The sequence below is a fragment of the Caballeronia sp. TF1N1 genome (assembly GCF_022878925.1).
GTDB lineage: Bacteria > Pseudomonadota > Gammaproteobacteria > Burkholderiales > Burkholderiaceae > Caballeronia.
On record NZ_CP084626.1, the window covers coordinates 212,441 to 226,429 of the forward strand.

Here is a 13,989-nt window from a genome sequence, read left to right on the forward strand (position 1 = left end):
ATGCGTCGCGCCGAGGAGTCACTGTTGAATCATCCCATCGATAACCCGAACGACGTCGTGTTGCTCGCGCCGTTCACCGGCCCCGTCGTCCCGCTCGCCGACGTGCCGGACCCTGTGTTCGCGGAAGGCATGTTCGGCGACGGCATCGGCATCGATCCGCTCGATGGCGTGCTCGTCGCGCCTTGCGACGGGACGGTGACGCATCTGGCGCGCACGCATCACGCGGTCACGTTGCGCACGCCGCACGGGGCGGAAATTCTCGTGCATATCGGCATCGATACGGTCGAATTGGGCGGCCAGGGCTTCGCGCCGATGATCGAGCAGGGCGCAACCGTGCGCGCGGGTCAGCCGCTCATCGAGTTCAATGCGGATTTCGTCGCGCAGCACGCGCCGAGTCTCGTCTCCGTTATTGCCGTCGCCAATGGCGATGCCTTCGAAGTCATCGAGCGTGCCGGTCGCGGCATGTTGAAGGCTGGCGCACGCATGCTCGTGCTGCGCGCGAAAGACGGCGCCAGGGCCGAAAGCGCGCGTTCGAGCGCGAACGTGACGGAAGAAGCGCGCCGCACGTTGACGCTCGGTCACGCGGGCGGTTTGCATGCGCGTCCGGCGGCGCGCGCGCGCGAAGCCGCACGCGGTTTCGATGCAAAGGTCGAGATCCGTTATCAAGGCCGCAAGGCGCCGGTGGAAAGCGTCGTCGGGTTGCTGGGTCTCGGCGCGGGCGAAGGCGCGACCGTCGAGCTGCTGGGTATCGGCGCGCAGGCGAAGGAAGCCGTCGAAGCCGTCGCGGCGGAGTTGCTGCGCGCGGGTCAGGGCGAAGTCGAAGAGTCACCGGCACGCGCGAAATCGCCCGCGCCGGTTGTCGCTGCGAGCGCGGTCGCGCAACCGCTCGCGCCGAACACGCTTGCGGGCGTGTGCGCGGCGCCGGGCATCGCGGTCGGCAAACTGGTGCGCTGGGACGACAAGGAAATCGTGCCGCCTGAAGCGGCCACGCAATCGTCGGCGGCGGAAAGCCGTGCACTCGACCGCGCCATCTCGCAAGTCGATGCCGAACTCGACGAAACCGTACGCACCGCATCGCAACGCGGCGCGGTCGGCGAGGCGGGAATCTTCGCGGTGCATCGCGTGTTGTTGGAAGACCCGACGCTCGTCGATGCCGCGCGCGATCTCATCAGCCTCGGCAAGAGCGCGGGCTTCGCGTGGCGCGAGGCGATCCGCGCGCAAATCGCGCTCTTGAACAACGTGAAGGACGAACTGCTCGCCGAACGCGCTGCCGATCTGCGCGATATCGAGAAACGCGTGCTGCGCGCGCTCGGCCACACGAACACCGCCGCGCGCGAATTGCCCGCTGAAGCCGTGCTCGCGGCTGTCGAATTCACGCCTTCCGATTTGTCTTCGCTCGACCGCACGCGCGTGACCGCGCTCGTGATGTCGCGCGGCGGCGCCACGTCGCATGCGGCGATCATCGCGCGACAGGTGGGCATTCCGGCGCTCGTCGCCATCGGCGATGCACTGCACGCGATTCCCGAAGGCACGCAAGTGGTCGTGGACGCGTCGGCGGGACGTATCGAACATGCGCCGACCGAACTCGATGTCGAACGCGCGCGCAACGAACGCGATCGTCTTTTGAACGTGCGCGAGGCGAATCGCAAGATGTCGGGACAGGCCGCGACGACCCGCGACGGCCACGCCGTCGAAATCGCCGCGAACATCGCCACGCTCGAAGACGCGCAAGCCGCTGTCGAAAATGGCGCGGACGCGGTCGGCCTCCTGCGTACCGAATTGCTGTTCATTCATCGTCAGTCGGCGCCGACGCCCGGCGAACATGCGTCGAGCTATCAGGGAATCGTGGATGCGCTGCAGGGCCGCACCGCGATCATTCGCACGCTGGATGTCGGCGCGGATAAGGAAGTCGATTATCTGACGCTGCCGCCCGAGGAAAATCCGGCGCTCGGTCTGCGCGGCATTCGCCTCGCACAAGTGCGGCCCGATCTGCTCGACGATCAACTGCGTGGTCTGCTCGCCGTGAAGCCGCTCGGCGCTGTGCGCATTCTTCTGCCGATGGTCACCGACTCCGGCGAACTGCAACGCCTGCGGGTACGGATCGACGAACTGGCGCGCGAAGCGGGCCGCACGGAACCGATCGAAGTGGGCGTGATGATCGAAGTGCCGTCAGCGGCGCTGCTTGCCGATCAGCTCGCGAAATACGCGGATTTTCTGTCCATCGGCACCAACGACCTCACGCAGTACACGCTCGCGATGGACCGTTGCCAGCCCGATCTCGCCGCACAGTCCGACGGCCTGCATCCGGCCGTGCTGCGGCTCATCAAGACGGCCGTGCAAGGCGCGCAAAAGCACGGCAAGTGGGTCGGCGTGTGCGGTGCGCTCGGCGGCGATCCGCTCGCGGTGCCGTTGCTGATCGGCCTCGGCGTGACGGAATTGTCGGTCGATCCGGTGGCGGTGCCGGGCATCAAGGCGCGCGTGCGTAATCTCGATTACCAGCTTTGCCGGCAGCGCGCGGAAGACGTGCTCGCGCTCGAATCCGCGCAGGCAGTAAGAGCGGCCAGCCTTGAAATCTGGCCGCAAGACTGACGAACGCAGTAATCCCCAAGCAGCAAAGACAAGACCTATATCTTTTGGAGAACCCCGATGGACGCTAACCCGTTTGCAAAGATGCAGCGCCTGGGCCGAGCCCTGATGCTGCCGATTGCCGTACTACCGGTAGCCGGCCTGCTATTGCGTCTAGGCCAGCCCGATGTCTTCAACATCAAGATGATCGCCGACGCGGGCGACGCCATCTTCACGAACCTGCCGCTTCTGTTCGCCATCGGCGTGGCGGTCGGTTTCGCGAAGGACAACAACGGCACGGCGGGTCTTGCCGGTGCCATCGGCTATCTCATCGAGATCGCCGTGATGAAGGACATCAACGACAAGCTCAACATGGGCGTGTTGTCGGGGATCGTCGCGGGCGTGGTCGCGGGCTATCTGTACAACCGCTACAAGGACATCAAGCTGCCGGAATATCTGGCGTTCTTCGGCGGCAAGCGTTTCGTGCCTATCGTCACGGGGGTCGCGTGTCTCGCGCTCGGCATCATATTCGGCTACATCTGGCAGCCGGTGCAGGCGGCTATCGACCTGGCCGGAACGTGGCTCACCACGGCGGGCGCGCTCGGCACTTTCGTCTTCGGCGTGCTGAACCGCATTCTGCTGGTGACGGGTCTGCATCACATCATCAACTCGCTCGCGTGGTTCGTGTTCGGCTCGTTTACGCCGCCGGATGGTGGCGCGGTCGTTCATGGCGATCTGCACCGCTTCTTTGCCGGCGATAAAACCGCGGGCGGCTTCATGACGGGCTTCTTCCCGATCATGATGTTCGGCCTTCCGGCCGCGTGTCTGGCGATGTTCCACGAAGCGCCGAAGGAGCGCCGCGCGGTCGTCGGCGGCCTGCTGTTCTCGATGGCGCTCACCGCGTTCCTGACGGGCGTGACCGAGCCGATCGAATACAGCTTCATGTTTCTGGCTCCGGTGCTTTACGCGATCCATGCGGTACTTACCGGCGTGTCGCTCGCTATCTGCTCGGCGCTCGGCATTCATCTTGGCTTCACGTTCTCGGCGGGTGCAATCGACTACGTGCTGAACTACGGACTGTCGCAACGCGGCTGGATGGCGATTCCGCTCGGGCTCGTCTACGGCGTGATCTATTACGGCCTGTTCCGCTTCTTCATCCGCAAGTTCAACATGGCAACGCCGGGCCGCGAGCCGGCCACGACCGATGCCGAAACGTCCGCCACGCCGGTTGCAGGCGGCTACGGCACGCCGCTGCCGGGTGCAGCGAACACGCGCGCCGCGAAGTACATTGCGGCGCTGGGCGGCGCGTCGAACCTGACGCTGGTCGATGCCTGCACGACGCGTCTGCGTCTGTCGGTGGCGGATACGGAGAAGGTGTCGGAATCGCAGTTGAAGAGCATCGGCGCGCGTGGCGTGCTCAAGCGCGGCGCGACGAACGTGCAGGTGATCATCGGACCGGAAGCGGACATCATCGCCGATGAAATTCGCGGTGAACTCGAACATTCGTCGACGCGCGGAGCGACGCCGGCTTCGTCCGCTCCGGCCGCTGCTTCGGTGGCTTCCGCGAACGTTGGCGCCTTCGATCAGACTGCCGGCCCGCTCGATCCCGATCCGCTGCGCTGGCTGGCGGTGTTCGGCGGCGCGACCAATGTCGTCACGCTCGATGCCGTTGCGCAAACGCGACTGCGCGTGGTCGTGCGCGATCCTTCGGCGGTGGATCGTCAGCGCCTGTCGACGCTGGATGTCGCGTGGGTTTCGGCGGATACGTTCCACATCGTCGTGGGCGCGGCCGCGCAGCGTTACGCGGCACAACTCGCGACGCGCGTGCCGGGAAGTGGCGGCGGGGCATCGCCGTTGCCGGCTTGATGCGAGATTCGGTCTGGTTTGATGAACGGCGCTTTCGGGCGCCGTTTTTTATGCCTGGCGAGTTTTGCGTGACAGGCGGGGTTCTTTGTTCGGGAGATTGAGCGGCTGAGTCACCGAGAGCCAAGAACCACGAACCACGAAGCACGAAGCACGAAGCACGAAGCCAAGAAGCCAAGAAGCCAAGAAGCCAAGAAGCCAAGAAGCCAACGCCCAAGCCGATTCACTTGTATTTCAAGTCCTGCCGCACAGCCCTTTGCGCCGATGCCAACAAGCGTCGTGGACAGAAAAAAACGCCAAGCACTACATTGCTCCGCGCCGCCATCGATAGACGAAAACAAAAACCCGCTGTCCTTTCGGAACAGCGGGCTTCGAACTTACTTCAGCACCGAACTACGGTCATCGAGCTGCCGCGATATCACGCGTACTCGGCCAGCGCGGAACGCATCTTCTTCATCGCGCTCGCTTCGATCTGACGGATACGCTCAGCCGATACGCCGAATTCGTCCGCCAGTTCGTGAAGCGTCATGCCGCCCGAGCCGTCGTCCTGCACTTCGAGCCAGCGCGCTTCGACGATACGGCGGCTACGCGCATCCAGCGATTCCAGCGCGGAAGCCAGACCGTCGCTTTGCAACTTGTCGAACTGACGCGCGGCGATGACATTCGTCGGCTCGCTATGCGAGTCAGCCAGATAGGCGATCGGCGCATAGGCTTCCTCGCCATCTTCGACCTGGCCTTCGAGCGCGATATCTCCGCCCGACAGACGCGTTTCCATCTCGGCCACTTCCTCGCGCTTCACGTTCAACTGGCTTGCCAGACCTTCGATTTCCTCCGGCGTGAACGCCGAAGTGCCGGTTTTGTGGCTGCGCAGGTTGAAGAACAGCTTGCGTTGCGCCTTGGTCGTCGCGACCTTCACCATGCGCCAGTTGCGCAGGATGTATTCGTGAATCTCCGCCTTGATCCAGTGCATGGCGTACGACACGAGGCGTACGTTTTGTTCCGGATCGAAGCGCTTGACGGCCTTCATCAGACCGATATTGCCTTCTTGGATCAGGTCCGCGTGCGGCAGACCATAACCCAGGTAATTCCGGGCGATGGACACGACGAGGCGCAGGTGCGAAAGCACCAGTTGCCGCGCCGCGTTTAGGTTGCCCTGTTCGCGAAACTCGGTGGCGTACTGACGCTCCTCTGCTTGCGAAAGCATTGGAATGCGGTTCACCGCTTGTATGTATGAATCGATGTTGCCGATCTGGCCGGTCAACATGGACGATTGTGCGTACGTCAGCGCGCCTGCCGAAGTTGCCTTGGCAGGTGCCGAGCTAAGAACATTCGGAAGGGTCATCGCATTGGACACGCTCATAAGCTCCTTATCAACAAATGCCTGTTGCCGCAAAGGCGCGGCAAGTCAGACATGATATTAGCACTCCGCTTCAACGAGTGCTAAGTGTTAGAGGGGAAACGAATGTGAGAGTTCCCACAAAGCTATCAACTTTGTGGATTCATAGCCGAGCACTGTATTCGAATCGTACCATTATTACCGATTCGTCACGTGCGATAGAATTAGTTACCTTACTTTGGCGTAAGGATGACAGGATATTCAAGCAAATAGGCTAATGGCAATCATTCGTGCAATTATGAGACGATGAATCTACAATGCGCGAAGCCCGCTTGGCGGCTCGACTCGTCAATCCCACAGATGGGGTGTCCATGCAGAAAAATAAAGGCCCTTGGCGTCATCTGTTGTCCCATGGCGCAATTGCCCTGTTGCTAGGAGTCACGTCGGCGGCAGCGCATGCCGACCGCTTTGGTTTGCAAATCGCGGGCGGCGTGGCCGATCGCGACATCAAAAAGGCGGATCTCGGCTTCGTATGGGACCCGAATCTGACCTGGTGGGAAATCGGCGGCTTTCACTTCACCTTGCTCGGCGAAGGTCACGTCGCCTACTGGCACTCGCAGGAAAGCAACGCCGTGCACCCGAACATCTGGGAATTCGGTGTGACGCCGGTTCTGCGCTTCGTGAAGAGTTCGGGATATATCCGGCCGTTCATTGAAGCGGGCGTCGGCGTGCGGCTTCTGTCGCATACGCGAATCACGACGGATTTCACGGTGTCGTCCGCGTTCCAGTTCGCGGATATGGTCGGCGTCGGTGCGATCTTCGGCGAGAAGCAGAACTATCAGGCGGGCTTCCGGTTTCAGCATCTGTCGAACGCCAGTATCAAAGAGCCGAATCCTGGTATAAATTTCAGCCAGCTATATCTGCAATACAACTTCTGACGGGGCGCCGGCGCATCGGTTTCTCGACACAAGGGGAACCGACAGATGCCGGCAAAATCCATGGAGGCCATTCGAGGCCTCGAGCGCGATCGCTTCCGGGCGATGGTCGACAGCGACGGCCCGGCTCTGGATGCGCTTCTAGCCGAGAACGTCAGCTACGTTCACACGAACGGCAAGCGCGAGACGAAGCGCCAGTTCATCGACGCGATCACCGCTGGTCGACGCCGCTATCGGCAGATCGAGATCCAGTCGCAGGACGTGATCGTCGCCGGCAAGGACACGTGCCTCGTCTCGGGACGGGTGCTGATCGAGATGGAATCGAAAAACGGCGCGCTGCTGTTTCCCATTGCCTACACCGCGGTTCACGTTCAGACCGACGGACAATGGCTGCTGCTAGCCTTGCAGGCGACGCGCGTGGCGCTGGAGTAGCCGCCGCGCGCGACGTCGAGGCCTCAAGCCTCGACCGCTTCGTCTTGCCGCTCTGCCTGACGGCCCAAGGGTTTCGACCGATTCACCGCACTGACGACCGCATCCACGACAGCCAACGCCGGATTCGCGTGCACCGCGACGCCGAAGCGCAACGGCTCGTCGCCGACGCGGCAGCCTACGAAGACGGCCGTATCGCCGCTCGCCGTTACCGCCGTTTCGAACCAGCTCACGTTTGCCGATACATCGAAACACGCCGCCACGGCTTGCGCGTAGACATCGCCGCTCGTCGCGCCTGACGCCGGCGGCACCGCGACGTTGCGCCCGAACACGGAGAGCGTCGCCGCATCGACGCGCGCGACCACGCCGCCCGCGTCGAAATATTCCTGCTTGAAGAGTGTGCAGATTGCGTCACCGGTGACTTCCTCGCCTGAGGTGTCCGCGAGTCTTTGCACGGCGTGGCTGAACTCGATCTGCACGCGGCGCGGCGGCGTGAAGCCGAGCCCGCGTTCGAGCAGATAAGTCGCGCCACCCTTGCCGGACTGGCTGTTCACGCGGATCACGGCGTCGTAGCTGCGACCGAGATCGGCGGGATCGATCGGCAAATACGGCACTTCCCAGACCGTGCCCGGCTGACGCTGCGCAAAACCCTTGCGGATGGCGTCCTGATGCGAGCCCGAAAACGCCGTGAAAACAAGATCGCCCGCATACGGATGACGCGGATGCACCGGCAACTGATTGCAGCGCTCGACGACGCGACGCACCGAGTCGATATCGGAGAAATCGAGGCCCGGATCGACGCCCTGCGTGTAGAGATTGAGCGCAAGCGTGACGAGATCGACGTTGCCCGTGCGCTCGCCGTTGCCGAAAAGACAACCTTCGACGCGTTCCGCGCCCGCGAGCACCGCGAGCTCCGCGGCCGCGACCGCCGTCCCGCGATCGTTATGCGGATGCACCGAAAGCACGATGCTGTCGCGATAACCGAGATTGCGGTCCATCCATTCGACCTGATCGGCGAATACGTTCGGCGTCGCGGCTTCCACGGTGGCCGGCAAATTGACGATCATCTTGTGATCGGGCGTCGGACGCCACATTTGCGCGACGGCGTCGCAGACTTCACGCGCGAACGGCAACTCCGTCATGCTGAAGGTCTCGGGCGAGTACTGGTAGGTCCAGCGCGTCTGCGGCCGTGCATCGGCGCATTCCTTGATGATGCGCGTGCCTTCCACCGCCAGCGCCTTCACTTCTTCCTGCGACTGATTGAACACGATGCGCCGGAACGACGGCGCGATCGCGTTGTACAAGTGCACGATCACCTTGCTCGCGCCCTCCGCTGCCTCGAACGTGCGCTCGATCAATTCGCGGCGCGATTGCACCAGCACTTCGATCGTCACGTCGTCCGGGATGCGCTTTTCGTCGATCAACTTGCGCACGAAATCGAAATCCGTCTGCGATGCCGACGGAAACCCCACCTCGATTTCCTTAAAGCCCGTTGCCACCAGCATCTCGAAGAATTCGAGCTTCGCGGCGATGCTCATCGGCTCGATGAGCGACTGGTTGCCGTCGCGCAGATCGGTGCTCATCCAGATGGGCGCTTTTTCGATCGTGCGGTTCGGCCAGCGGCGGCCATTCAGGCGGACTTGCGGAAACGGGCGGTATTTCTCGGCGGGGTTCGGCATCATGATCGTCGATCTCTCTTCGGACAGTTTGCGTAGCGTCTGCAAGAGATGCCTTGACCGGCGGCTGGCCGGCAATGGCGCGATGCACGTGAGACAGCGCCTGGCGAGCGTACACGTTGCGTCCCGGCGATGGTGACGCCTGCGACCAACGTGAACGTGCGCGAAGCAGCGTGCATTTGACCCTCGCGTTTTCAGTTCGCGGGATGAGCGAGCCGAAAAGCTGACGACTACAAGTGGTAAGGAAGGAACTACGAGAACTACTGGCAGGACCGCGCGTCTTGACGACGCGAGGCGCTACGCCTGGCGATTTACGCTAGACGTAGCGATAGGGGCCGCGCTAGGCGGCCCGAAATAATTCGGAGGGAGGAAGACTGGGTGAGACGCATATTTGCACTCTAAACCACTGCTTAAGATCGTGTCAAATACGTGCTGAATCTTTTTGCAATCGGCACAAGCCGAATCCGGCGCACTCAGACCGGCTTTCGCACGATCCCGGCGATGACTTCCACCTGACGCGCGATGGCGGGCGGCACGGGCACGTCGCCGCGCATCACGCTTTCGATCCAGCGCGCGGTAATCGCGGCATCGAGCGATTCGGGCAAATCGATGGGCGGCGCATCCGGTTGCGAATGTTCGGGCGAAATCAGCGTTTCCGCGTGGCCGTCGTGGAACCAGTCGACCTGGACTTGCCGGCGCGTGTCTGCCACCGCTTCGCCTTCCGTGCCGCGCGCGAGCAGCGCACCGCCGGCAGCGGCGTCCGGATGCTCGGTGAAAAGCCCGGTCAGGCTTTCGCGATATTCCGGATGCGTGTAGTTCACGAGCCGCAAGCCCGGATCGGCGAACGGCTGAAGAATCTTCACGAGCGTGTGCGTCGAATTGCGCACGCCCATCACGCGGCGCAGTTTCAAAAGCCGCGCGAGCTTCGGCGCGAGCGAGGCGATCGGCGCGAACGCGAGCCGGCGGGACGCGAGACTATCCTCGATTTCGTCGCGGGAAGCCGCGTGCGGAATGCCGAGTTCGCCGAAAATCGCGGCGCTCGTCACGCGGCCGGGATCGTCGACGACACCATGCACCAGCACCGGCACGCCTTCGCGCGCGAGCAAAAGCGACAGGAGCGGCGTGAGATTGGGCTGCTTGCGCGCGCCGTTGTAACTTGGAATCGACACGGGCCGCGCATGCTCGCGGCCTTCCTGCACGTGCAGCGGCTCGAACGAGCGATGCGCGGCGGCAAGCATCGCGGCGAGTTCGGCTGATGTCTCGCCCTTCACGCGATAAGCGAGCAGCACGGCGCCGAGTTCGATATCGGACACGCGGCCGTCGAGCATGGCTTCGTAGAGCGCGTAGGTGTCGTCGCGGGACAATGCGCGCGCGCCGTTCGGCCCGCGGCCGATTTCCTTGATGTAGCGTGCGCAGGCAAAATGGTTGGCGGGGGTTTCTGTCTCTGTCATTGGCGGCTTGCGCGGGCCGCAGGCTCGATGTTCAAGTTCGTGAGCGATGCGGCACGCGAGTTCGAAGGAGCGGGATAGACCTTCAGTATCGCATTTAAGCGATGCTGGCAAGTTGCCAACGCCGAATCCGTTCGCGCCGGTAAGCCCGCTGTCGGCTCGGCGAAAGCACGCGAATGCCCGCGAAAGCCCGCCGGACAAGCGCCGCCACGATTCGGCCTCGCGCGTTACACTCGCTCTCTCGCCGCGCGTTCCCACCGAACGAGGCGGCAACCCAGAAAACAGCAAAAGGAGAGCGGAATGAGTTACGTGTTTCCTCCGGCGCCCGCAGCGGCGGTGCCAGTCGACGGTTCGAGCGTGCAATTCCCGGTGCGCCGCATTTACTGCGTCGGCCGCAATTACGAAGCGCACGCGCGTGAAATGGGCCACGACCCAGACCGCGAACCGCCGTTCTTCTTCAGCAAGCCCGCCGATGCCGTGCTGTATGTCGCGCCGGGAGCCACGGGCGAGTTTCCGTATCCGTCGCAGACGAAAAACCTGCACTTCGAGATGGAACTCGTCGCCGCTATCGGCAAGCAGGGCAAGGACATTCCCGCCGACGAGGCGCTCGATTACGTCTACGGTTACGCGCTCGGCCTCGACATGACGCGTCGCGACTTGCAAGCCGAAGCAAAGAAAATGGGGCGCCCGTGGGATACCGCGAAGGGTTTCGACCGCTCCGCGCCCATCGGTCCGATTCATCCGGTATCGAAAGTCGGGCATCTGGAAAAAAGCGCGATCTGGCTGACCGTCAACGGCGAGGAAAAGCAGCGCTCCGACATCTCGCAGCTGATCTGGTCGGTCGGCGAGACGGTGGCTTACCTTTCCACGCTTTTCGAACTCTTCCCTGGCGATCTCATTTTCACCGGCACGCCCGAAGGCGTCGGCGCGGTGGTGAAGGGCGATCTGCTCAAGGGTGGCGTGGAAGGTATCGGCGATTTCTCCGTGCGCGTGGTTTGAGGCTCGCCCGTGAAGCTCTATAGCTACTTTCGCAGCTCGGCGGCGTATCGGGTGCGTATCGCGTTGAATCTGAAGGGGCTCGGCTACGAGTACGAGGGCGTTCATCTGCTGCGCGAAGGCGGTCAGCAACTGAAGCCCGAATACCGCGCGCTCAATCCGGACGGCATCGTGCCGACGCTCGTCGATGGCGCTGACGTGCTCACGCAGTCGCTCTCGATCATCGAGTATCTGGAGGAGACGCATCCGCAGCCGCCGCTGTTGCCCGAGCGCCCGGTGGATCGCGCGTTCGTGCGTTCGGTCGCGCTGCAGGTCGCGTGCGAGATTCATCCGCTCGACAATCTGCGCGTGCTCAAATACCTCAAGCACGAAGTGAAGACGCCTGATGACGTGAAGGACGCCTGGTACCGGCACTGGGTGGAGGCGGGGTTCGAGTCGCTTGAGAAGCGGCTGGCGCGCGACGAGCGCGTCGGCGCGCTCACTTTCGGCGATACCCCGACCGTCGCCGATTTGTGCATCGTGCCGCAGGTGTTCAATGCGCGACGCTTCGGTATCGATCTGAATGCGTATCCGACGATCACGCGCATTGCCGATCACGCCGGCCAGATCGACGCCTTTGCGCGCGCCGCGCCTGGCCAGCAACCGGACGCCGAATGACGGCAGTGATTCCGGCGGGTGCGCTGTCGAGTTATCTGTCGGGCGCGGGTTTGGGCGCGAGTCTGATCGTCGCGATCGGCGCGCAGAACGCGTTCGTGTTGCGGCAGGGGCTGAAACGCCAGCACGTGGGAATTGTCGTGGCGATCTGCGCGGCTATCGACGTCATGTTGATCGGGCTTGGCATTGGCGGAATGGGCGCGCTGATCCAGCGCGCACCGGTTCTACTCGACGTGATTCGCTGGGCGGGCGCGGCTTTCGTCTTTCTCTACGGCGTGCGGGCGTTTCTCGCGGCGTGGCGCGGGCCGGGACATTTGAATGCCTCGGAGCGCGATTCGCAGACGGCGGCTGGCGCGGCGGCAACGGTTTTTGCGTTGTCGCTGCTCAATCCGCATGTTTATTTGGATACCGTGGTGCTGCTGGGCGGAATCGGGGCGCGCTATGCGTGGCCGGGAAACGCGTGGTTCGCGGCGGGCGCGATGTGTTCGTCGGTCGTCTGGTTCACGGCGCTGGGGTACGGCGCGCGGTTGCTAAAACCGTGGTTCGAGAAAGACGTGTCGTGGCGCGTGCTGGATGTGATCGTCGGCTGCGTGATGTGGTGGATTGCGGGGACGTTGGTGGTGGCGCGGTGAAGAGTCCAGCGCGCCATGAAGCAAGCCGACGCTAGAAGCGGCGTCCTTTGTCTATCCATTCCTGTGTCTTGATCATCGGGAGACGATATCTTGCACAGTTGAACGCTTCGAGGTGCTCGAGTTCTGTCCTGAGCATTCCGTTGAAAGCGGCCATATCGGTTTCGGATAAGCCTGCGCCTTCGACTGCCTGATTCAAGGTAGAACCGAAAAACACGATCTGTCGAATCGCTTCACCAAGCTGCTCACGATAGCGGGCTCTCAACGGGTCTGGGCCGCTCATGGACTCGACGATGACCTGATATTTATCGATCGAGCGGCGGTAGGTCCACTCGAACAAATCGATTGCCAAAGTGACGTCGAGTCGCTCGTAGACGCCTATCATCGCCAGCGCGTAATCGCTTTGCTCGACGTCGAGGAAGGACAAGGGTGCGCAATTCGACAACATGAGCGGCATATTTGCGCTCAGGCGACTAGTGCGCTTGTTCCCTTCGACGAAAGGCTGCAGATACACGAGATTCACCCAAACGAAAAACGCTGCTTCCACAGGATTATGGATTCGAGTCGCTTTATCGATGATTTGCGAAAGCATCTCTTCGAGCAGCTTCGGCACCTGACTCGGCATGTACACCGACCCATGAATGCTAACGATCTTGCTTCGGATAGCACCGAGATCGGCTGCATCCGGCAGAAGATCGCGCATGAGCAGACTCTGCAAATTTCGAACGACAGGCACCGTCATGCCTTCGGTGGGAACCGCATCGACCATGAATTCGATCGCTTCCTTGTGATTCAAAAGCATGGTCGCGTCGCGGTCATCGGTTTCCGTTCGTCCCCTTTCGAACAGTTCTCGCGTATCTAGCAGGGTCTTCTGATTGCCTTCGAGTCGCGATGACGACCATGACAAGTCGATGAGCAGTTGTTCCAAAACTTTTCGCGCATATGTTCCGGCAGGCTGTTGATCCTGCGACTTGCCTTTTGAATACAGATCTTCGGCTAGAGCGGCGGGCAGTAGACCGCCGAAATTCGGCCGATAAGCATCGACAAATGAGCGTTGATAGGAGACAGGTTGTCGCATTCCCAGCGGAGCCGACAGCGCGGCAATCAGATTCCGCGCTTCGTCATCCAACGCACGATAGCGTGTACCGGCAGGCCCGCGGAGCTCCTCTTGCACCTCGACCAACGACGAAGAATTGGTCGTTCGATAGATGGTCGACCTTCCCGCGCCTTGTCGCTCCAGTGAGCCTTTCGCGACCAGCCGGGCCAGAGCGCGGTTGACTGTCGGTCTGGACCACGGCCCGATGCTTGCCTCGATGACGCCAGCAGAAACACCGGGATCACCCGCCTCGATGCGTTGCGCTACGCACTGGACGATGGCTAGAAGAAGCGATTGGTCGATCATAACGGCGCCGATGATAAGAATAGCTTAATCTTATCATCGGCTTGATAAGATTGATA

General features: G+C 62.3%; 11 protein-coding genes. 7 read left to right on the top strand and 4 right to left on the bottom strand.

The features are described from left to right. Together ptsP and nagE are read left to right on the top strand one after the other, a co-directional pair. Nucleotides 1-2,589 (top strand): phosphoenolpyruvate--protein phosphotransferase, encoded by a 2,589-nt coding sequence (gene ptsP / locus LDZ28_RS01045; RefSeq protein WP_244826894.1) that lies wholly within the window; start codon nucleotides 1-3, stop codon nucleotides 2,587-2,589. 57 nt (nucleotides 2,590-2,646) lie between these two features. Beyond that, entirely contained in the window at nucleotides 2,647-4,431 is a 1,785-nt protein-coding gene (nagE, locus tag LDZ28_RS01050; RefSeq protein ID WP_244826895.1) for an N-acetylglucosamine-specific PTS transporter subunit IIBC, read from the top strand. 415 nt (nucleotides 4,432-4,846) lie between these two features. Here nagE and rpoH read toward each other — a convergent pair whose 3' ends face one another. Then, complete coding sequence (gene rpoH / locus LDZ28_RS01055) at nucleotides 4,847-5,782, bottom strand: RNA polymerase sigma factor RpoH (RefSeq protein ID WP_244827955.1); 936 nt, start codon at nucleotides 5,780-5,782, stop codon at nucleotides 4,847-4,849. 353 nt (nucleotides 5,783-6,135) lie between these two features. On the opposite strand from rpoH, the gene LDZ28_RS01060 reads away from it, so the two are divergent. Both LDZ28_RS01060 and LDZ28_RS01065 read left to right on the top strand, forming a co-directional pair. Next, nucleotides 6,136-6,702: an acyloxyacyl hydrolase gene (locus LDZ28_RS01060; protein ID WP_284502949.1), complete on the top strand. Its 567-nt coding sequence runs from the start codon at nucleotides 6,136-6,138 to the stop codon at nucleotides 6,700-6,702. Between the two features lie 45 nt (nucleotides 6,703-6,747). Next, nucleotides 6,748-7,131, top strand: coding sequence for a nuclear transport factor 2 family protein (locus tag LDZ28_RS01065; RefSeq protein WP_244826897.1), 384 nt, complete (start codon nucleotides 6,748-6,750; stop codon nucleotides 7,129-7,131). Between the two features lie 23 nt (nucleotides 7,132-7,154). Here the strand turns inward: LDZ28_RS01065 and leuA are convergent, their stop codons facing one another. Together leuA and ybiB are read right to left on the bottom strand one after the other, a co-directional pair. Then, the gene (leuA, locus tag LDZ28_RS01070) at nucleotides 7,155-8,810 is read right to left on the bottom strand and encodes a 2-isopropylmalate synthase (RefSeq protein ID WP_244826898.1); all 1,656 of its coding nucleotides are present in this window, start codon (nucleotides 8,808-8,810) and stop codon (nucleotides 7,155-7,157) included. 467 nt (nucleotides 8,811-9,277) lie between these two features. Beyond that, entirely contained in the window at nucleotides 9,278-10,255 is a 978-nt protein-coding gene (ybiB, locus tag LDZ28_RS01075; protein WP_244826899.1) for a DNA-binding protein YbiB, read from the bottom strand. 297 nt (nucleotides 10,256-10,552) lie between these two features. On the opposite strand from ybiB, the gene LDZ28_RS01080 reads away from it, so the two are divergent. From LDZ28_RS01080 to LDZ28_RS01090, 3 genes are read left to right on the top strand one after another with little or no spacing between them, the layout of a single operon-like run. Next, nucleotides 10,553-11,251: a fumarylacetoacetate hydrolase family protein gene (locus LDZ28_RS01080; protein WP_244826900.1), complete on the top strand. Its 699-nt coding sequence runs from the start codon at nucleotides 10,553-10,555 to the stop codon at nucleotides 11,249-11,251. A gap of 9 nt (nucleotides 11,252-11,260) precedes the next feature. Further along, nucleotides 11,261-11,905 carry a maleylacetoacetate isomerase gene (gene maiA, locus LDZ28_RS01085; protein ID WP_244826901.1) on the top strand — a complete coding sequence of 215 codons (645 nt, stop codon included), beginning with the start codon at nucleotides 11,261-11,263 and terminating at the stop codon, nucleotides 11,903-11,905. Then, nucleotides 11,902-12,534 (top strand): LysE/ArgO family amino acid transporter, encoded by a 633-nt coding sequence (locus tag LDZ28_RS01090; protein WP_244826902.1) that lies wholly within the window; start codon nucleotides 11,902-11,904, stop codon nucleotides 12,532-12,534. Before maiA ends, LDZ28_RS01090 begins: the two co-directional genes overlap by 4 nt. Nucleotides 12,535-12,565: 31 nt before the next feature. On the opposite strand, the gene LDZ28_RS01095 is transcribed toward LDZ28_RS01090, so the two are convergent. Continuing rightward, a complete protein-coding gene (locus LDZ28_RS01095; protein WP_244826903.1) occupies nucleotides 12,566-13,933 on the bottom strand; it encodes a Fic family protein in 1,368 nt (455 codons plus the stop codon). Between the last annotated feature and the right edge of the window lie 56 nt (nucleotides 13,934-13,989).